This window comes from Amycolatopsis sp. NPDC051371 (assembly GCF_040682155.1).
Taxonomy (GTDB): Bacteria; Actinomycetota; Actinomycetes; order Mycobacteriales; family Pseudonocardiaceae; genus Amycolatopsis.
In genome coordinates this window covers 45,048-62,930 of record NZ_JBFBAG010000005.1, presented here as the reverse complement: position 1 = coordinate 62,930, position 17,883 = coordinate 45,048, and the positions used below count along the sequence as shown (strand labels likewise).

Genomic DNA, 17,883 nt, shown 5'->3' with positions numbered 1-17,883 from the left:
GCCGCGCGGGAAGATCACGCGCGGTGCTCGGTCAGCCAGACGTGCGCCCGTTTCCAGACTTCCTTCAGCCCCGACCGCTCCCCGAAGTAGTCGCCCGCCGCGCCGACCACCGGGAGCATCCCGATCGCCCGGTGCAGGAAATTGCCCCGCGGCCGCTTCTCCAGCTCCCCCGTGATCCCGAGCAGCCCGCGCCCGAGGCGCCACAGCGTGCCGGCCGCCGCCTTCACCGTCGCCTTGCCGTGCTTCTTCTCCGACGCCGTCAGCTCTTCGGTCAGCTTCGCCGCTTCGTCCGCCTCCGCCGCTTCGTCGTGCTCAGGGTGCTTGCCCGCCGCGAGGTCGGCGTCGATCTCGCGCTCGAACAGCACCGACGCGATGAGCCGCACCCGCGTGCCGACGTCCGTCACGCCGTATTCGCCGGCGATCGCGCACAGCAGCAGCCCCTGTGACGCCGCCCCCAGCGTGTCCTGCACCGGCAGCCGGTCGGCCAGCGCGCCGCCCAGGCCCGGGATCGACGTCAGCAGCGCCGTGAACCGGCCGACGCGGTTCATCCACCAGCTCGACCGGTCGTAACCCGTCATCCGCGCCCACGCGGCGGTGCCGGGCACCTTCACCGACGTCACGCCGTGGATCAGCTTCGCCTTGAGCCCGGACTCGACCTCGGCCAGGTCGTCGGTGTCCGTCCGCTTGGCCCGCTCCTGCAGGCCGAACGGGTCGGACTCGCGCAGCGCGTCGAGCATCGGCCCGCACGCTCGCACGAACGGCCGCAGCACCGCCACGACCTGCTTGTCGGAAATCGCCTCAGCCACGTCCCCGGCTCCTTCCCGCCGCACGGCCCAGCCCGCTGCCGAGCACCAGCGCGCCCGGCAGCGCGCTCGCGCCGAGCAGCACCAGCGCGCGCCAGTCCTGGATCAGCACCAGGTCGCCGCCCGGGCCCAGCAGGCCGAACCCGAACACGACGACCACCCACACCGCCAGGGGTACCCACGAAAGCCCGGGCCGCACCAGCTTCGCCGTCGTCGACACCAGCCACGGCGTGGTGACAGCGCCCACGACGACCGTCAGCGGCAGCGGCACGACGCCGACCCGCAGCGGCAGGAAGAACAGCTCCAGCACGGCCAGCAGCACCGTGTCGACGGCGAGCAGCAGCAGGAACAGCCGCTGTTCCCAGGTCAACGGCTCCGGCACGGTCACAGCCCGCCGAACAGGTCGTCCGCCGCACCCTCGGCCGGGCCGTGGGCCAGGACGAAGGAGTCGTGCGCCGGGATCGGCTGGGCGAGCTCGTTCGTCAGCGCGAAGTACGGGACGTCGCCGCCGGCCACGGCCAGCTGCGTCGCGTGCGCGCGCAGGGCGGCCAGCTTCGCCGGGACGTACGCGGCGACGTCGAGCGTCGTCGTGATCTCCTCCTCCGGCGTCGCCGGCAGCTCGTCGTCGGGCGGCACGGCGAACTCGGGGCCGGCGGCCCGCAGCGCGGCCAGCCCGGTGCGCATCGCCTCACTCGACGTGACGGTGTGGAACACCCGCGCCACCGACTCCGCACGCGGCGCCGCCGCCATCGTGATCTCGTGGGCGCGGATGTGGTCGGGGTGGCCGTAGCCGCCGAAGGCGTCGTAGGTGACGACGACCTGGGGCCGCACCTCGTCGAGGATCTCGGCGAGCTGCGCGGCCTGCTCCTCGGCGCTCCCCCCGGTGAACGCCCGCGGGTGCGCGGCCGACGGCGTGCCCGCCATGCCCGAATCGCGCCACCGGCCGATCCCGCCCAGATAACGATGTCGTGACACCCCCAGCGCGGCGCACGCGGCCCTCAGCTCGGCGACGCGGTAGCCGCCCAGCTGGTCGGCCGCCCAAGCGCCCAGCCCCGCCAGCTCGGGCAGGCCGGCCATGATCTCGCCCTCTTCGCCGAGCGTGCAGGTCACCACGGTCACTTCGGCACCTTCGGCGGCGTATCGTGCGATCGTGGCGCCGGTGGTGATGCTCTCGTCGTCGGGATGGGCGTGGACGAGCAGCAGTCTGCGCGGTACCGGGGAGATCACGGGTTGAGCGTAATTCCCGTGCTCCGACCTTCGTCGGGGACACCCTCGGTTATCCTCGCGCGAGTCGCGACCGCCGCGTCGCGATCGTCTGTACCCCCACGAAGGGCATCTTGGTGAGCACTGAAGCAACATCGGCGGACGTCGCCGGCGTGTCCGGATCCGTTCTGTCGATCTCCGACCTCAGCGTGTCGTTCCAGACCGAGGACGGCGTCGTGGACGCCGTCAAGGGCATCGGGTTCGACGTGCAGCCCGGCGAAATCGTCGCCGTGGTCGGGGAGTCCGGGTCCGGCAAGTCCGTCACGTCGATGTCGGTGCTGGGCCTGCTGCCCAAGACCAGCCGGATCGCCGGCGAGCTGCGCCTCGGCGAGCGCAACCTGGCGGATCTCAAAGAGAAGGACATGCAGAAGATCCGCGGCAACCAGGTCGCGATGATCTTCCAGGAGCCGATGACGGCGCTGAACCCGGTCTACACGGTCGGCTGGCAGCTGCGCGAGGCCCTGCGCTCGCACCTGGACATCTCCAAGGCCGCCGCGGACAAGCGCGCGATCGAGCTGCTCGACATGGTCGGCATCCCGAACCCGGAACTGCGGTTCAAGCAGTACCCGCACCAGCTCTCGGGCGGTCTGCGCCAGCGCGTCGTCATCGCCATGGCGATCTCGTGCGACCCGAAGGTCATCATCGCCGACGAGCCGACCACCGCGCTCGACGTGACCGTGCAGGCGGAGATCCTCGGCCTGCTGCGCAAGCTGCGCGACACCCTCGACACGGCGATCGTGCTGATCACCCACGACATGGGCGTGGTCGCCGACATGGCCGACCGCGTCATCGTGATGTACCAGGGCGAGATCGTCGAAGAGGCCCCGTCGCGCGAGCTGTTCGCGTCGCCGAAGGAGGACTACACCCGGCGGCTGCTGGCCGCGGTGCCGGTGCTCGGCCAGCGCCCGGAGGGGCGCCGCCTGCTCGACGACGCCGGGATCTCCTCCGACAGCACCGAGGCGGCCAAGATCGCCGAGGAGATCCGGCTGGCCGACGCCGAGCTGGAGGCCGTGATCGAGGAGGCCGCGCCGGCCCTCGAGATCAAGAACCTCGTGCTCGAGTACCCCGGCCGCCGCGGGCAGAACAAGAACCGCGCGGTCGACGACGTCTCGCTGACCATCGCCAAGGGCGAGATCGTCGGCCTGGTGGGCGAGTCCGGCTCCGGCAAGACGACCGTCGGCCGCTGCGCCGTCGGCCTGCTTTCGGCCACCCAGGGCACCATCGCGATCGCGGGCAAGGACATCACGAAGATGTCCGCGAAGGAACTTCGTCCGCTTCGCCGGTACTTCTCGATCGTGTTCCAGGACCCGGCGTCCACTCTGGACCCGAAGATGACGATCGGCGAGTCGATCGCCGAGCCGATGGTGCTGCACAAGGTGCTGGCCGGCAAGGAGCTGTCCGCCCGCGTGCGTTCGCTGCTCGACAAGGTCGAGCTGGGCGGGCACTACATGAACCGCTACCCGCACGAGCTCTCCGGCGGCCAGCGCCAGCGCGTGGCCATCGCCCGGGCCCTGTCGCTCGACCCGGCGCTGCTCATCGCGGACGAGCCGACGTCGGCGCTGGACGTGTCGGTGCAGGCCCGCGTGCTGGACCTGTTCCTCGACCTGCAGCAGTCGCTGCAGTTCGCGTGCCTGTTCATCAGCCACGACCTGGCGGTGGTCGACCTGCTCGCCGACCGCGTCGCGGTGATGCAGCACGGCAAGCTCGTCGAGGTCGGCACCCGCGACCAGGTGCTGCACTCGCCGCAGCAGGACTACACGCGCCGTCTCCTGTCGGCGGCGCCGGTCGCGGACCCGGTGCTGCAGGCGGAGCGCCGCGCGGCCTGGGAGGCCGGCAGGCTGGCCCCCGTCGCCGACTGACCCGAGCGCCCCAATGTGGCCTTGGGTGCGTCCAACGCACCGAAGGCCGCCTTGGTTGCGTCAGACGCACCCAAGGCCACATTGGGGCGCTGCTAGCCCACGCGGATGCGGGGGTCGAGGATGCCGTACATCAGGTCGGCCACCAGGTTCGCCACCACGACGCTCGCCGCGATCACCACCAGCCAGCCCATCAGGACCTGGGGGTCGTTCTTGTTGACCGCCTCCACCAGCAGCGTGCCCATGCCGTGCCAGTTGAAGACCGTCTCCGTGATGATCGCGCCCGTCACTGTGGCGCCGAAGTTGACCGAGAACAGCGTCATCACCGGGATCAGCGCGTTGCGGAACGCGTGCCGCCAGATCACGCGGCTGTTCGAGACGCCCTTGGCGCGCGCTGTGCGGACGTAGTCGGCGCCCAGGACCTCCAGCATCGACGCGCGCTGGAACCGGCTGTACGCGGCGAACGTGATGGCCATGATGGACAGTGTCGGCAGCAGGAACGCGCCGACGTACTTCGCGAGCGCGTCGCCGACTCCGGTCGCCGAGAGGCTCTCCGGGCTCGTCGTGCGCAGCCACGGGTTGCCGAGGATATCGGCCAGGCCCAGCTGCCGCACCCAGCCGTTGAGCTGGATCGCGTAGCCCTTGAGGACGATGGCGATGCAGAAGATCGGCATCGAGAACATCAGGAACGCCAGCGTCGTCGCGAGGTAGTCCCAGAGCGAGTACTGCTTGACGGCGGCGAGGACCCCGACCAGGACGCCGAAGACCAGCGCCAGCACCGACGCCGCCAGCACCAGCTCGAGCGTCACGCGGAACGCCGCCAGCACCTTCGGCGCCACCGGCTGCAGCGCGTTGCCCTGCGCGATGGAGATACCCCAGTCGCCGCTGAGGAAGTGGCCGAGCCAGGTGAAGTACCGCGCGACGACGCCCTGGTCCAGGCCCAGCTTGTGCTCGGTGGCGGCGATCGCCTGGAGGTTGACCCCTGGCTTGTTGCGCAGCTCGCCGAGCGGGTCGCCCGTGTTGGCGACCATGACGAAGCAGAGGAACGTGCCGATCAGCAGGACCGGGACGGAGATGGCCAGCCTGCGGAGCACGTAGAGCACGAGATTCATCCGAAACCCCCAGGTCCGGCGATCCTCGCGCGAAAACGGACGCGGGGGCGACCGGAACCGGTCACCCCCGCGTCACGCGTTCAGGCCTTCATTCTCCGCTGGCGCGGGTCGAAGGCGTCGCGAAGACCGTCACCGATGAAGTTGATCGTCAGTGAAATCAGCACGAGCACGATGAACGGCCCGAAGAACAGCGCCGGCCGCGTCTGCAGCTGGGCGTAGTTCTCCAGGATGACGCGGCCGAGCGAGGTGTCCGGCAGCTGGACACCGAGGCCGATGAACGACAGCGCGGCTTCCGCCAGCACCGCCTGGGCGACCGCGAGGGTCGCGTTGACCGTGATGCTGCCGACCATGTTCGGCACCAGGTGCTTGAAGATGATCCGGAACGTGCCGGCACCCGAAGCGCGAGCCGCGTCGACGAACTCGCGCTGGGACAGCGACATCGCTTCGGCGCGGGTGATCCGGGCGATCTGCATCCAGCCGAACGACGCCAGCACCAGCGCGACGATGTACCAGGAGCCGCTCCCGAACACCTTCGCCAGGATGGCCGCCGCGGCGATCTGCGGGATGATCAGGAACAGGTCCGTCACCCGCGAGACCGCCGAGTCGGTGAACCGGCGCAGGTAGCCCGCCAGTGCGCCGAGCACGACGCCGACGACCGTCGACAGGATCGACACAGTCAGCGCGATCAGGAGCGAGAACTGGGTGCCGCGCAGGATCTGCGACACCATGTCCTTGCCGACCTGCGTGGTGCCGAGGGGGAAGTCCCCGTTGGGCTTCGCGAAGGACGGGAAGGAGCTGTCCTCGTAGCTGTGCTTCCAGAACAGCGGCAGCAGGATGCTGAGCAGGATGATCAGCACCAGCACCGCGGTCGAGGCCATGGCCAGCTTGTGGTGCAGGAACTTCCGGAGCACCAGCTTGCCCTGGCTCCGGGGTTCGGGCAGGGCTTCCGGCGGGAGGGTGCCGTCCTTGGTCGCGGTTTCGCTCGCGAGAAGGGAGTTCAAGTCAGCCAACGCGAATCCTCGGGTCCAGGATGCCGTACACCAGGTCGGCGATCAGGTTGGCGACGATCACGCTGGTGGCGATGACCACGAGCCAGCCCATCATCACCTGAGTGTCGTTCTTGTTGACGGCTTCCACCAGCAATGTGCCCATACCGTGCCAGTTGAACACCGTTTCGGTGATGATCGCGCCGGCGAGCACCGACCCGAAGTTCACCGAGAACAGCGTCGTCACGGGGATCAGGGCGTTGCGGAACGCGTGCCGGAAGATGACCCGGCCACCTCCGAGGCCCTTGGCCCGCGCGGTGCGCACGTAGTCCGAGTTCATCACCTCGAGCATCGAGGCCCGCTGGAACCGGCTGTACGCGGCGAAGCTGATCGCCATGATGGACAGCGTCGGGAGCAGGTAGGCGCCGATCGTGCTCGTTATGAAGTCCCCGACGCCGTCGGTTTTCAGCTGCTCCGGGCTCGTCGTGCGTAGCCATGGATTGCCGAGCACGTCCTGGAGGCCGAGGTCGCGCACCCACCCGTTGATCTCGATCGCGTAGTTCTTCAGGACGATCGCGATGCAGAAGATGGGCATCGAGAACAGCAGGAAGGCGAGCGTGGTGGCGAGGTAGTCGACGATCGAGTACTGCTTCACCGCGGCGAGCACGCCGACGATGATGCCGATGATCAGCGCGAGGATCTCGGCTCCGACGACCAGCTTGAACGTGACGCCGAAGGCCGCCATCACCTTGGGCGCGACCGGCTGGAGCGCGTTGCCCTGCGCGATGGACGTGCCCCAGTCACCCGACAGGAAGTCCCCGAGCCAGCTGAAGTACCGCGGCACGATGCCCTGGTCCAGGCCCAGCTTGTGGGAGAGGGAGTCCAGGGCTGCCTTGCTGATGTTCGGGTTGTGCCGAAGCTCGCCGAGCGGGTCACCGGTGGCGGCGACCATCACGAACGACAGAAAGGTCCCGACCAGGAGGACGGGAATCGATATCGCCAGACGGCGAAGGATGTAGATCACCAGGTTCAACGAACTGCTCCTCATCCGGGCCTGGTCGTCAGAAGTGCGCTGGACCGCTGCCCGGTTGTCTACCGTAATGGGGGTAACCCTACGGTCAACAGCTACTTCCGGTGGGTACCGGGGCCCGGCTCGTGGCCGGACCCCGGTACTTCCCAGGTCATCTGGAACGAGGGAAACGAAGAGGCGGGACGAGCCCTACTTCTTCTGCTCCCACTCGCCGACGTTCCACAGGACACCGTTGTAGGACTGCATGTACGCGCGGTCGATGCCCTTGAACGCCCACATGCTCGGCGTCTGGAACAGCGGGAGCGTCGCGTACTTGTCCGCGATGGCCTTGTCGGCGGCCTGGTAGCTCTGCAGCTTGACCTGCTCGTCGGTCGCGCCCACCGCGGTCTTGAACGCCTCGTCGATCTTCGGGTCGCAGAGGTTCTGGTAGTTCTGGTCACCACCGGCGTTCGGGCAGACGTAGATCGAGCGCGACTGCGACTTGAACGGCGGCGAAGACCAGCCGAACAGCGCGATGTCGTAGTCACCGGTCGAGACGCGGCCACCCTTGAGGAAGTTGGCGTCGGTCTCGTCCTTGACCTCGATACCGGCCGCCTTGGCCTGCGAGATGATGATCTCGACGGTCTGGCTGCGGCGGGCGTTCTGGTTGTGCGTGATCTTGAACGAAGCCCGCTGGCCGCCCTTGGCGAAGATGCCGTCGGCACCCTTGGCCCAGCCGGCCTCGGTCAGGGTCTTGGCCGCGGCCTCGGCACCCAGTCCGGCCTTGCTGCCGTAGAGGTCGGTGTAGCCCTCTTCACCCTGGAAGAACACGATCGAGTTCAGCGGAGCCGCGTCGGCCTGGACTTCCTTGAGCAGCTTGTCGGTGATCGCCTTGCGGTCCACCACCTCGAAGAACGCCTTGCGGAGCGCGTCGTCCTTGAACATGCGGTTGAACTGCAGGTCCAGGTGCTCGTAGGTCAGCTGCGAGGCCGACCCGTAGGTCACGCCCTGCGCCGCGAGGCCCTTCATCGTGGTCGCCGCGGTGGCGTCCGGCTGGGTCGACGCCGCGACGTCGATCTCACCGTTCTGCAACGCGGTCGCCATGGCCTTGGTGTCTTCCATGGCGCGGACCACGAGCTTGGCCGGGCCGCCCTTGCCGCCCGCCCACTTCGGGTTCTTCACCAGCGTGACGGACTTCTGGTTCGCGTCGAACGAGTCGATCATGTACGGGCCCGAGGCCGGCATGATCGACTTGTCGAAGCCCTTCCACTTGTTCGTCCAGAAGTCGCCGGCCTTGGAGAGCTGGGCCGGGTCACCGGTCGGCGCGAGCTTGGTGATGTCCGCGATGCCGGTCTTCTGCTCGAGGATGTGCGCCGGCAGGATCTGGACCCCGCTGAACAGGCCCTTGTAGTCGAGGTACGGCTCGCTGAAGTCCGTCTCGAGGGTCAGGTTGTCCTTGCAGGTCGCCGTCTTGATCTTGTCGTAGCCGGTGGTCGAGGCCGAGTCGAACGGGTTCTTGCCCTCCGAGCCCTTCGCCTGCCCGCTCTGGGCGAGCCAGGCCAGGTAGAAGTCCTTGCAGTCGAAGGGGGCGTCGTCCGACCACTTCAGGTTCGGCTTGATCTTGTACGTGACGACCTGCGGGTCCTTGGAGGTCACGTCGACCGAGTCGAGGATGTCCTTGTTGAGCAGGATCTTGTTGTTGCCGTCGAGGACGAACGCGTCTTCGAGCACAGCGGTCAAGATGTAGGTGTTGTACGAGCTGTTGGTGTCCGGGGTGTTGTTGTTGTACCCGGAGTACCCGTCGTCGATCCCGACCGTGACCGTGCCGTCCCAGCCCTGGACGTCCGCGAGCTTGAACGTGTCACCCTGCTCGGCCTTGCCGACCGCCATCGACTTGACGTCGGTCGACGAGCCGTTCTGGTCGGTGCTGCCCGAGCCCGAGTCGCCACCGCTGCAGGCGCTCAGCAGCAGCGAGGCGCCTGCGACGAGCGACAAGGCGGAGACTGCTTTGGTTCTCCTCATGAAGTGTGCCCTCCTAGCACTGAGTCCTTGAATTGTGACAAGGACCCACACCGCTCCGGTTTGGTGCCGGAGCCTACGACACGCCAAGCGACACTCAACTGGCGCACTGCGGGTGCACGCTAGAAAGGAAAAGTACCGACAGTCACCAGTTCAGGGTCGATCGTGACCAAAGGGTGACTTCCAGTGGACATCCAGAAATACGACGGTTACCTCACGGATTCACCGAAGCCCACTCGAAGGCGTGCGTCAAGATCACCCGGTAGTACTGAATGCGTAGTCGCGCGATTACTTCGGGCCGCGAGTCCAGTTCACGGCCGACCCGAACGGGCCCACCATCGGAGGACCGGGGGTTACTCCCGAGATACCCGAACCGATCGCCAGGGTGTCAGCCAATTGGAACAGCGGGAGCACCACGTTCTGGCGCCAAAGTTCAGGCTCCAGAGTGGTCAGCGCCTCGTCGATCGGCGTCGCCCCGGACAGCGCCGCGTCGATCGAGGGCTGCAGCGCCGGATCGCAGAACCCCGCTGAATTGCCCGGAACGACGGGTTTCGCCGGGTCCGTCCCCGCCGCCGTCTGCTCGGGGCGGCAGCCGAAGGTGGACGCGAGCACCGAAGCCGTGTCGCCGCCGACCGCCTGCGGCACGACCGCGATGTCGATGCCGACGCTGCCCGCCGAGTCGCCGGCCGGCTGCTGGACCCCGCCACTGACCGGCATCGCGAGCAGGCCGCTGAACAGGTCGCGCGGCTGCGGCGTGATCGCGTTGACCTCCACGCCCTGCGCGGTCAGCTGACCGGTGAGCTCCTTGGCGATCGTCGCGTACGGCTCCTGGGTGCCGGGCGAGGCGATGACCAGCGAAAGCGCCTTGCCGTTCTTGCGCCAGGTGCCCGCGGTCTTGGCGTAGCCGGCCGCCTTCAGCGACTCCTCCGCCTTGGCGACGTCGGGCGCGGTGGGCGGGCCGGGCGGGATGGTCGCCGCGTACCCCTTCACCGACGGCGCCTTGACCTGCGCGTCGGCGTGCAGCTGCGACGACGGGCCGCCGTTGACGCCTTCGGTGATCAGCTTGGACCGGTCGATCAGCGCGGCCACCCCCGCGCGCACCTGCGTGTCGTGGAGCGTCGCGCTGACCGGGCGCAGCAGCACGTCGGCCACCAGCGGCCGGGCCACGGTGTGCAGCTGCACGGCGGAGCCGAGCTCGCCGAGCAGCTTGAGCTCGTCGCCGGTGGTCCTGGCCAGGGCGAACTGGTCGTTGCCGCTGCGCAGCGCCGCCAGCAGCGTGCTCTGGTCCGAGCGGCGCAGCACGATCCGGTCGATCGCCGCGGGCTTCTCCCAGTAGCGCTCGTTGCGCTCGAGGATCACCTCGCCGCGGGCGGTGTCCAGGCTCTTGATCGAGAACGGGCCGGCGATGGCCGGGAAGTTCGAGGCCAGGGCCCCGCGCCAGCCGTCGGGCGCGTCCTTGAGCAGGTGGGCGGGCAGCAGGTCCGAGAACAGCGTCTGCCAGCCGGGGTACGGCTTGGCGAAGGTGACCTCGACGCGCTTGCCGCCTTCGCGGGACTGCAGGTCGGTGATCTGCCGGTAGCCGGCCGGCCCGATCACGCCGGGCTGGTCGCGCATCTGGGTGCGCAGGTAGTCGAAGTCCTCGGCGGCGATGGGCGCGCCGTCGGACCAGGACGCGTCCGGGCGGATCTCGTAGGCGACCACGAACGGCTGCTGTGAGACCACCTCGGCGGACTTCATCAGGTTCTTGTCGAGCTGGGTGCTGCCGTCGTCCTTCTGGCGGAACACCGAGGGCAGCAGCAGCTGCGACAGCGCGGAGGTGACCTGCGAGGAGTCGGCCAGGTTGTGCGGGTTGTACCCGCCGAGCACGTCGTCGACCCCGACGACGATCTGCGACGGCGTCTTCCCGGTGGTCGACACCGGCGCCGCCGACGACGACACCACCGGGGGTGGCGGGGTGTTCGAGCAAGCGGTGACCAGCGCGGCCGTGAGCGCCAGTACCGGCACCGCCTTGCGATTCACCCGCACGCCCCGTTCCTCCCAGATTCTCCCCGATCGGGTCAGCCATGCTCCCACGACCGCGTCCGCGGCCGGAACCGGGATTCCCGTACCCGGATCGGGCGGGCCCGGCGCCCCGTGGTGCCGCTATGGAAAAAGACGCGCGGAGCACCGTCCGGGTTCCCGGACCGTTCCGGAACGGCGGAACGAACACGCCCGGGACACGGGACGGGTTCGACCCGGTGGTGAACACCAGGCGCCGAATCCGCAAAAGCCCCTATAAAGATATAAGGAGAAGAACAGCGGAATTCGTGACTTCGCGTCGGTCGATTATCCACCCAGGGTGACCGGCGGGCAATGCAAAAAACCTCCCGGTGCGGTACACCGGCAGGTTTTTGCGATTATCGACCGATTCAGCCGTTGTCGCGGCTCTTCGCGCGCGAACGCTCCTTCGCGCGGGTGTTGACGTCCAGCGTGACCTTGCGAACCCGGACGACCTCCGGCGCGACCTCGACGCACTCGTCGACCGAGCAGAACTCCAGCGCCTCTTCCAGGCCCATCTTGCGCGGGCGGGCCAGCGTCTCCATCACGTCGGCGGAGGACTGACGCATGTTCGTCAGCTTCTTCTCCTTGGTGATGTTGATGTCGAGGTCCTCGAAGCGCGGGTTCTCGCCCACGACCATGCCCGCGTACACGTCGGCGCCCGGCTCGACGAAGAAGGTGCCGCGGTCCGCCAGCTGGATCATCGCGTACGCGGTGACCGGGCCGGTGCGGTCGGCGACCAGGGAGCCGCTGTGGCGGGTGCGGATCTCGCCCGCCCACGGGAAGTAGCCCTCGAACACGTGGTTCGCGATGCCGGTGCCGCGGGTCTCGGTGAGGAAGTCGGTGCGGAAGCCGATCAAGCCGCGCGCCGGGAGGACGTAGTCGAGCTTGAGCCGGCCGGAGCCGTGCCCGCCCATGTGCTCCATGCGGCCCTTGCGCGAGGCGAGCAGCTGGGTGATCGAGCCGAGGTGCTCCTCCGGCGAGTCGATCGACAGGCGCTCGAACGGCTCGTGCACCTTGCCGTCGATGATCCGGGTGACGACCTGCGGCTTGCCGACGGTCAGCTCGAAGCCTTCGCGGCGCATCTGCTCGACGAGGATCGCCAGCGCCAGCTCGCCACGGCCCTGGACCTCCCAGGTGTCGGGGCGCTCGGTCGGCAGGACGCGGATCGAGACGTTGCCGATCAGCTCCTGGTCGAGGCGAGCCTTGACCAGCCGCGCGGTGACCTTGTCGCCGCCGTTGCGCCCGGCCAGCGGCGAGGTGTTGACGCCGATGGTCATCGAGATCGCGGGCTCGTCGACGGTGATCCGGGGCAGCGCCACCGGCGTCTCGGCGTCGGCCAGGGTGTCGCCGATGGTGATCTCGGGGATACCCGCGATGGCGACGAGCTCGCCCGCGCTGGCCTCGGTCGCCGGGACGCGGGTGAGCGCCTCGGTGACCAGCAGCTCGGAGATGCGGACGTTCTGCACCGTGCCGTCTTCACGCATCCAGGCCACGGTCTGGCCCTTGCGGAGCTTGCCGGCGTGGATGCGGATCAGCGCGATGCGGCCGAGGAAGTTCGACGCGTCGAGGTTGGTGACCAGCGCCTGCAGCGGCGCGTCGAGGTCGGCCGCGGGCGGCGGCACGTGCCGGAGCAGGGTGTCGAACAGCGGGTCGAGGTTCTCGCTCTCGGGGATCTCACCGTCGGCGGGCTGCTCCAGGCTCGCCTTGCCGGCGCGCGCGGAGGCGTAGACGACCGGGAGGTCGAGGATCGCGTCGTGGTCGGCGTCCTCGATGTCACTGGCCAGCTCGAGCAGCAGGTCGTGGGTCTCCTCGACGACCTCGGCGATCCGGGCGTCCGGGCGGTCGGTCTTGTTGACCAGCAGGATCACCGGCAGGCCGGCTTCGAGGGTCTTGCGCAGCACGAACCGGGTCTGCGGGAGCGGGCCCTCGCTGGCGTCGACCAGCAGGACGACGCCGTCGACCATGGCCAGGCCGCGCTCGACCTCGCCGCCGAAGTCGGCGTGGCCGGGGGTGTCGATGACGTTGATCGTCACCTGGCCGTCGGGCGTCTGGCGGTGGATCGAGGTGTTCTTCGCGAGGATCGTGATGCCCTTTTCGCGCTCGAGCTCGCCCGAGTCCATCACCCGGTCGACGAGCTCGGCCCGCTCGGCGAAGGCGCCGGACTGGCGCAGCATCGCGTCGACGAGGGTCGTCTTGCCGTGGTCGACGTGGGCGACGATCGCGACGTTGCGCAGGTCGGGCCGGGTCTTACCGGTCGGCCGGCCGGTTTCGACGGTAGCGCTGGCTGCGGGCACGCGAGAACTCCTGAACTTCAAGGGTTGGATGGCCGCGTAAGCCCGTCAGGCATCCCGTGACCGGCTCTGGTCACACGCGGACCTCACCCAGGATACCTGCCACCCCATTGTGAGCGGCCCCACGCCCCCAGGTCGGTTAGCCTGACCTAACGTGGAAACCCGGTGACGTCGCCGATTCGGAAGGTGCGTGCGCGTGGGCAAGAAGCCGGCCGACCCGCGGAAGGTCGTGCGCAAGCTGATGAAGGCCGGCAAGGTCAAGAAGAAGTGCTGCCGGTCGAAGCCGCGCTGCAAGAAGTGCCCGGTGCTCGCCCTCAAGAAGGCCAAGCTGGACCTCGCCGCCTAGCGCGTCACCGCTTCGTTGATCTGCCGCAGCTCCGGAGCGGTCTTCGTCGGCGAGAACTCGATGACCTCGTACTGCGCGAGGTGCCGCACGCAGAACGGGTCGGACGCCAGGATGGCGTCGAGCTTCCCGCGGTTCAGCGGGCGCGTGATGATCACGCCGCCGACGCGGGGGTTCCGGCGCCCGGACGCCAGGAAGTGGCCGTGCTCGTACTGCTTGTTCAGCCACTCGGCGTGGTCCGGGAGCGCGTAGTCGATTTCCTCTATCGGAGCCGTGTAGTTCAGCAGGACGACATACATGGTTAAGACGGTAGACCCGCGAGCCCGTTCGCGCGTCCGGACGATACCGAGTGGTGATGGACGTCGGCTATGCTCGCCGTATGCATGCGCAGACGTCCAGCTGGTGGCCGCCCTCGGCGGCCGTCTAGTCCTGCGCTGATCACCAGCGGCCGCCCCGGACGGGCGGCCTTTTTCATGCCTTCTCCGGGGTGGTCCCCCTCGGAAAGGAAGACCCATGAGCAAGCTGTCCGGCATCACACCGTCCGGCCACGTCCACCTCGGCAACTACCTCGGTGCCGTGCGCCGCTGGGCTCGTGAGGGCGGCGCGGACGACCTGTACTTCGTCGCCGACCTGCACGGCATGACGACCCCGCACAACCCGGCGAAACTCCGATCCTTGGCGAGCGAGCAGCTCGCCGTGCTGATCGCCGCCGGGATCGACCCCGAGCGGGTGTTCGTCCAGTCCGACCTGGCCCGCGAGCTGGGCGCGCTGACGTGGGTCCTGGAGTGCACCTGCAACTACGGCGAAGCCGCGCGGATGATCCAGTTCAAGGAGAAGTCCAAGGGCCAGGCCGGGGTGCGGCTGTCGCTGCTGACCTACCCGGCGCTGATGGCCGCGGACATCCTGCTGCAGGGCGCGAGCGAGGTGCCGGTCGGCGAAGACCAGCGCCAGCACGTCGAGCTGACGCGGACGCTGGCCAAGCGGTTCAACGGCACCTACGGCGAGGTGTTCACGATCCCGGAGGCGGTGCTCCCGCCCGCGGGAGCGCGGGTGAAGGACCTCGCCGACCCGGCGCGCAAGATGTCGAAGTCGACGCGGGACGCGGTGGGCGTGGTGTTCGCGCTCGACGAGCCCGACCAGATCCGCCGCAAGATCCGCCGCGCGGTGACCGACGGCGGGACGGTGCCGGTGCACGCCCCGGACACCCGCCCGGGGATGGCGAACCTGCTGGAGATCCTGGCCGCGTGCCGGGATGGCTCGCCGGCCGACCTGGCGGAAGAGTTCTCGTCGTACGGAGCGGTGAAGGACGCCGTCGCCGACGCGGTGATCGAGGAGCTGCGCCCGCTGCGTGAACGCGCGTTAACGCTGCTCGACGACGTCGCGGAGCTGGGCCGCGTCCGCAAGGCGGGCGCGGAGCGGGCCCGGGAGCGCGGCTCGCACCGCCTCGACGCGGCGTTGCGGATGATCGGCGCGAATTGAAGGAGGCCGTCCTGCTCCCGGCTCAGGCGAGCAGTTCCCGGAAGGCCGGGAGCAGGATGCGGTCGGCGGGCAGCCAGTCGACGTCGTCGAGGTCGTCGGGCCCGAGCCACCGGACGGCCAGGTGCTCCACCGCACGCGGTTCTTCGCCGGGCGAGACGAGCTTCGCGGCGTAGATGCGGAGCACCTTCTCGCCGGGCAGCGGGACGTCTTCTCCCACGCGTGTCCCGACCTCGATGACGACGTCGAGCTCCTCGCTGCACTCCCGGGCCAGGGCGAAGGCCTCGGACTCGCCTTCCTCGACCCGGCCGCCGGGCAGCTCCCACTGGCCCGCGTGCCCAGGGGGCCAGGCCCGCTGCTGGGCGAGCAGCTTGCCGTCCCGCACCAGGGCGGCGCCCACGATCACACCGTTCACAGCCCCGGAATCTACCCGGAAGCCCCACTTCCGGCCGCGCCCCGCCGCCCCAATGTGGCCTTGGTTGCGTTCAACGCACCGAAGGCCGCCTTGGGTGCGTTGAACGCACCGAAGGCCACATTGGGGCGCTTGCCCCGAGCCCTCAGCCGTCGCCGCCCGTGGCCGCGCGCCAGACGACCACGAACCGCGCCCCGCCGTCGGGCGACTCCCCCACCTGCACCCACCCGCCGCGCCGCCGAACCGTCTCCGCGACCATCGCCAGCCCCAGCCCCGTCCCGCCGGACGACCGGGCCCGGTCGTCGGCGATGCGGTAAAACCGGTCGAACACCTTCTCGCGGTGCTCCGGCGCGATGCCCGGGCCGTCGTCGTCGACCACCACCCGGACCGACGAGCGCGACGCCAGCACCGACACCACGATCTCGCCGCGCGCGTAGCGGCACGCGTTGCGCAGCAGGTTGTCCAGCACCAGCTCCACCTCGGCGTGCGCGGACGACGCCCACGCCTGCGCGACCGCGTTGCTCACCCGGGCCTCGGGCGCCCCCGCCGGGAGCCGCGCCACCGCCGCGCGGACCTCGCTCACCAGCTCCACCGGCGACGCGGGCGGCACCTCCCCCGCGTCCGACCGGGCCAGCGACAACAGCCCGTCCAGCAGCGACGAAAGCCGCTCGGCCTCGGTCAAGATGTCCGACAGCGTCTCCTGGGACAGCTCCGGATCCGGGTTCGTCACCGCCACCTCGGCCTGCACCCGGATGGACGCGACCGGCGACCGCAGCTCGTGCGCCGCGTCGCCGGTGAAGCGCCGGAGCCGGTCGCTGGCCTGCTCCTGCCGCTCCAGCAGCGCGTTGAACTCCTCCGCCAGCGCGCGCAGCTCGTCGTGCGAGTCCGGCAGCGCCAGCCGCGCCCCCGGCGGCAGCGCGCGCACCGAACCCCGCATGCGCGCCACCGGCCGCAGCGACAGCCGCACCACCAGCCACGTCGCGAGCCCGGCCACCAGCGCTCCGACCGACGCGACGACCACCAGCCAGACGCCGCCGTAGTGCACGGCGGCGGAGAACCCGACCAGGCCCGCGCCCGCCACGACCAGCCGTTGCGACCCGTCGGGCGCGCTGACGACCGTGGCCAGGTACCGCGCGCCGTCGCGCTGGACCGGCTGCCCGGCCTTGAGCGTCGAGACGTCCGCCGGCGAGAGACCGGCCGGAGTGCCGCCGTCGGCCGGCGCGCCCGCGATGTCCAGCACCCGCAGTGTCACCGGCGCCGCACCGGCGAGCGGCCGCCCGGCGCTCACCTCGGCCCCCGCCGGGCCCAGGGCACCGGAAAGCTCGCGGTCGACCGAGTCGATGAGCAGCGGGGACAGCTTCGCCGCGGCCAGCGCGGCCAGCCCGAGCAGGCAGCCCAGGGTGATCGTCGCGGCCAGCACGGTGATCCGGACCTGCAGGGACCGGCCCCGCCACCACGAGATCACGGGGTGATGACCTCGTCGAGCTGCGCGTCGGACGCCAGGTAGCCGTGCCCGCGCACGGTCCGCAGCAGCGCACCGGCGCCGACCGCGTCGAGCTTGCGCCGCACGTACCCGACGTACACCTCGACGAGGTTGCGCGTCACGGCCTGCTCCTCGCCCCAGACCGCGCGCAGCAGCTCGTCCTTCGTGACGACCGTGCCGGCCCGGCCGACGAGCACCTCGAGCAGCGCGAATTCCCGTGGGCTGAGCCCGACCTCCTCGCCGTTCCAGTGCACCTGCCGCAGCCCGCGGTCGACCGCCAGCGCGCCGAGCCGCAGCGTCCCCCGGCCCGCCTCCGGCCCGGCGCGGCGCAGGGTCGCGCGGACCTGCGCGACCAGCACCACGAAGGAGAACGGCTTGACGAGGTAGCCGTCGGCGCCGAGGTCGAGGCCGTCGGCCTGGTCGACCTCGCCGTCCTTGGCCGAGACGAGCAGCACCGGCGTCGTGACGCCGTCCTTGCGCAGCCGCTCCAGCACGCGGTAACCGGACAGTCCCGGCAGCATGATGTCGAGCAGGATCACGTCGAACGAGCCGGTGCTCGCCAGCTGCAGCCCGGTCGGACCGTCCGCGGCCGTGACCACGTCCATGTCCTCCGCGCGCAGCCCGCGTTGCAGCGCCTTCCGCACGCCCGGTTCGTCGTCGACCACCAGCACCCGAGGTTTCACGAGGTTCATCATGGCCGGTTCGCGCAGGTCCCGGGGGATCTCTCAGCACGATCTCAGGCGGAGGGGGAGAACCTTCAGGGGTATCTCAGTCTCGAGAGGGAAGCGTC

16 protein-coding genes are annotated in these 17,883 nt (G+C 69.6%); 3 read left to right on the top strand and 13 right to left on the bottom strand.

Annotated elements, in window-relative coordinates; translation table 11 throughout:
* Nucleotides 1-14: 14 nt before the first annotated feature.
* The 3 genes from AB0M59_RS08635 to mshB are packed head-to-tail and all read right to left on the bottom strand — an operon-like array spanning nt 15 to nt 2,030.
* The gene (locus AB0M59_RS08635) at nt 15-806 is read right to left on the bottom strand and encodes a hypothetical protein (protein ID WP_364610896.1); all 792 of its coding nucleotides are present in this window, start codon (nt 804-806) and stop codon (nt 15-17) included.
* Nucleotides 799-1,191 carry a hypothetical protein gene (locus AB0M59_RS08630; protein ID WP_364610893.1) on the bottom strand — a complete coding sequence of 131 codons (393 nt, stop codon included), beginning with the start codon at nt 1,189-1,191 and terminating at the stop codon, nt 799-801. The genes AB0M59_RS08635 and AB0M59_RS08630 overlap by 8 nt, the downstream gene beginning before the upstream one ends.
* Nucleotides 1,188-2,030 carry an N-acetyl-1-D-myo-inositol-2-amino-2-deoxy-alpha-D-glucopyranoside deacetylase gene (gene mshB / locus AB0M59_RS08625; RefSeq protein WP_364610890.1) on the bottom strand — a complete coding sequence of 281 codons (843 nt, stop codon included), beginning with the start codon at nt 2,028-2,030 and terminating at the stop codon, nt 1,188-1,190. The genes AB0M59_RS08630 and mshB overlap by 4 nt, the downstream gene beginning before the upstream one ends.
* A 113-nt stretch (nt 2,031-2,143) precedes the next feature.
* On the opposite strand from mshB, the gene AB0M59_RS08620 reads away from it, so the two are divergent.
* Nucleotides 2,144-3,925 (top strand): ABC transporter ATP-binding protein, encoded by a 1,782-nt coding sequence (locus tag AB0M59_RS08620; RefSeq protein WP_364610887.1) that lies wholly within the window; start codon nt 2,144-2,146, stop codon nt 3,923-3,925.
* Between the two features lie 92 nt (nt 3,926-4,017).
* Here the strand turns inward: AB0M59_RS08620 and AB0M59_RS08615 are convergent, their stop codons facing one another.
* From AB0M59_RS08615 to typA, 6 genes are all read right to left on the bottom strand, one after another.
* Nucleotides 4,018-5,034 (bottom strand): ABC transporter permease, encoded by a 1,017-nt coding sequence (locus tag AB0M59_RS08615; protein WP_364610884.1) that lies wholly within the window; start codon nt 5,032-5,034, stop codon nt 4,018-4,020.
* A gap of 80 nt (nt 5,035-5,114) precedes the next feature.
* The gene (locus tag AB0M59_RS08610; protein WP_364611451.1) at nt 5,115-6,035 is read right to left on the bottom strand and encodes an ABC transporter permease; all 921 of its coding nucleotides are present in this window, start codon (nt 6,033-6,035) and stop codon (nt 5,115-5,117) included.
* A 1-nt stretch (nt 6,036) separates the two neighbouring features.
* Nucleotides 6,037-7,053, bottom strand: a complete 1,017-nt coding sequence (locus tag AB0M59_RS08605; protein WP_364610881.1) for an ABC transporter permease — start codon at nt 7,051-7,053, stop codon at nt 6,037-6,039.
* Between the two features lie 186 nt (nt 7,054-7,239).
* Nucleotides 7,240-9,051: an ABC transporter family substrate-binding protein gene (locus AB0M59_RS08600; RefSeq protein WP_364610878.1), complete on the bottom strand. Its 1,812-nt coding sequence runs from the start codon at nt 9,049-9,051 to the stop codon at nt 7,240-7,242.
* 285 nt (nt 9,052-9,336) lie between these two features.
* Nucleotides 9,337-11,073, bottom strand: coding sequence for an ABC transporter family substrate-binding protein (locus AB0M59_RS08595; RefSeq protein WP_364610875.1), 1,737 nt, complete (start codon nt 11,071-11,073; stop codon nt 9,337-9,339).
* 383 nt (nt 11,074-11,456) lie between these two features.
* Entirely contained in the window at nt 11,457-13,382 is a 1,926-nt protein-coding gene (gene typA, locus AB0M59_RS08590; protein WP_364610872.1) for a translational GTPase TypA, read from the bottom strand.
* Between the two features lie 193 nt (nt 13,383-13,575).
* Here typA and AB0M59_RS08585 point away from each other — a divergent pair, with 193 nt between their 5' ends.
* Nucleotides 13,576-13,725: a hypothetical protein gene (locus AB0M59_RS08585; protein WP_286002156.1), complete on the top strand. Its 150-nt coding sequence runs from the start codon at nt 13,576-13,578 to the stop codon at nt 13,723-13,725.
* Here the strand turns inward: AB0M59_RS08585 and AB0M59_RS08580 are convergent.
* Entirely contained in the window at nt 13,722-14,021 is a 300-nt protein-coding gene (locus AB0M59_RS08580) for a YciI family protein (RefSeq protein ID WP_364610869.1), read from the bottom strand. The genes AB0M59_RS08585 and AB0M59_RS08580 overlap by 4 nt on opposite strands.
* 214 nt (nt 14,022-14,235) lie before the next feature.
* Here AB0M59_RS08580 and trpS point away from each other — a divergent pair, with 214 nt between their 5' ends.
* Complete coding sequence (trpS, locus tag AB0M59_RS08575; protein WP_364610867.1) at nt 14,236-15,201, top strand: tryptophan--tRNA ligase; 966 nt, start codon at nt 14,236-14,238, stop codon at nt 15,199-15,201.
* A gap of 22 nt (nt 15,202-15,223) precedes the next feature.
* On the opposite strand, the gene AB0M59_RS08570 is transcribed toward trpS, so the two are convergent.
* The 3 genes from AB0M59_RS08570 to AB0M59_RS08560 all read right to left on the bottom strand — a co-directional run bounded on the left by AB0M59_RS08570 (nt 15,224) and on the right by AB0M59_RS08560 (nt 17,788).
* Nucleotides 15,224-15,613, bottom strand: coding sequence for an NUDIX domain-containing protein (locus AB0M59_RS08570; protein ID WP_364610864.1), 390 nt, complete (start codon nt 15,611-15,613; stop codon nt 15,224-15,226).
* A gap of 142 nt (nt 15,614-15,755) precedes the next feature.
* Complete coding sequence (locus AB0M59_RS08565) at nt 15,756-17,075, bottom strand: HAMP domain-containing sensor histidine kinase (RefSeq protein WP_364610861.1); 1,320 nt, start codon at nt 17,073-17,075, stop codon at nt 15,756-15,758.
* Nucleotides 17,072-17,788, bottom strand: coding sequence for a response regulator transcription factor (locus AB0M59_RS08560; protein WP_360482047.1), 717 nt, complete (start codon nt 17,786-17,788; stop codon nt 17,072-17,074). The genes AB0M59_RS08565 and AB0M59_RS08560 overlap by 4 nt, the downstream gene beginning before the upstream one ends.
* Nucleotides 17,789-17,883 lie beyond the last annotated feature (95 nt).

What these genes read in the sequence shown, in the direction of transcription:
- AB0M59_RS08615 (WP_364610884.1), bottom strand. Translation starts at nt 5,034, where the DNA reads ATGAATCTCGTGCTCTACGTGCTCCGCAGGCTGGCCATCTCCGTCCCG.
- AB0M59_RS08600 (WP_364610878.1), bottom strand. Translation starts at nt 9,051, where the DNA reads ATGAGGAGAACCAAAGCAGTCTCCGCCTTGTCGCTCGTCGCAGGCGCC.
- AB0M59_RS08580 (WP_364610869.1), bottom strand. Translation starts at nt 14,021, where the DNA reads ATGTATGTCGTCCTGCTGAACTACACGGCTCCGATAGAGGAAATCGAC.
- trpS (WP_364610867.1), top strand. Translation starts at nt 14,236, where the DNA reads ATGAGCAAGCTGTCCGGCATCACACCGTCCGGCCACGTCCACCTCGGC.
- AB0M59_RS08560 (WP_360482047.1), bottom strand. Translation starts at nt 17,788, where the DNA reads ATGATGAACCTCGTGAAACCTCGGGTGCTGGTGGTCGACGACGAACCG.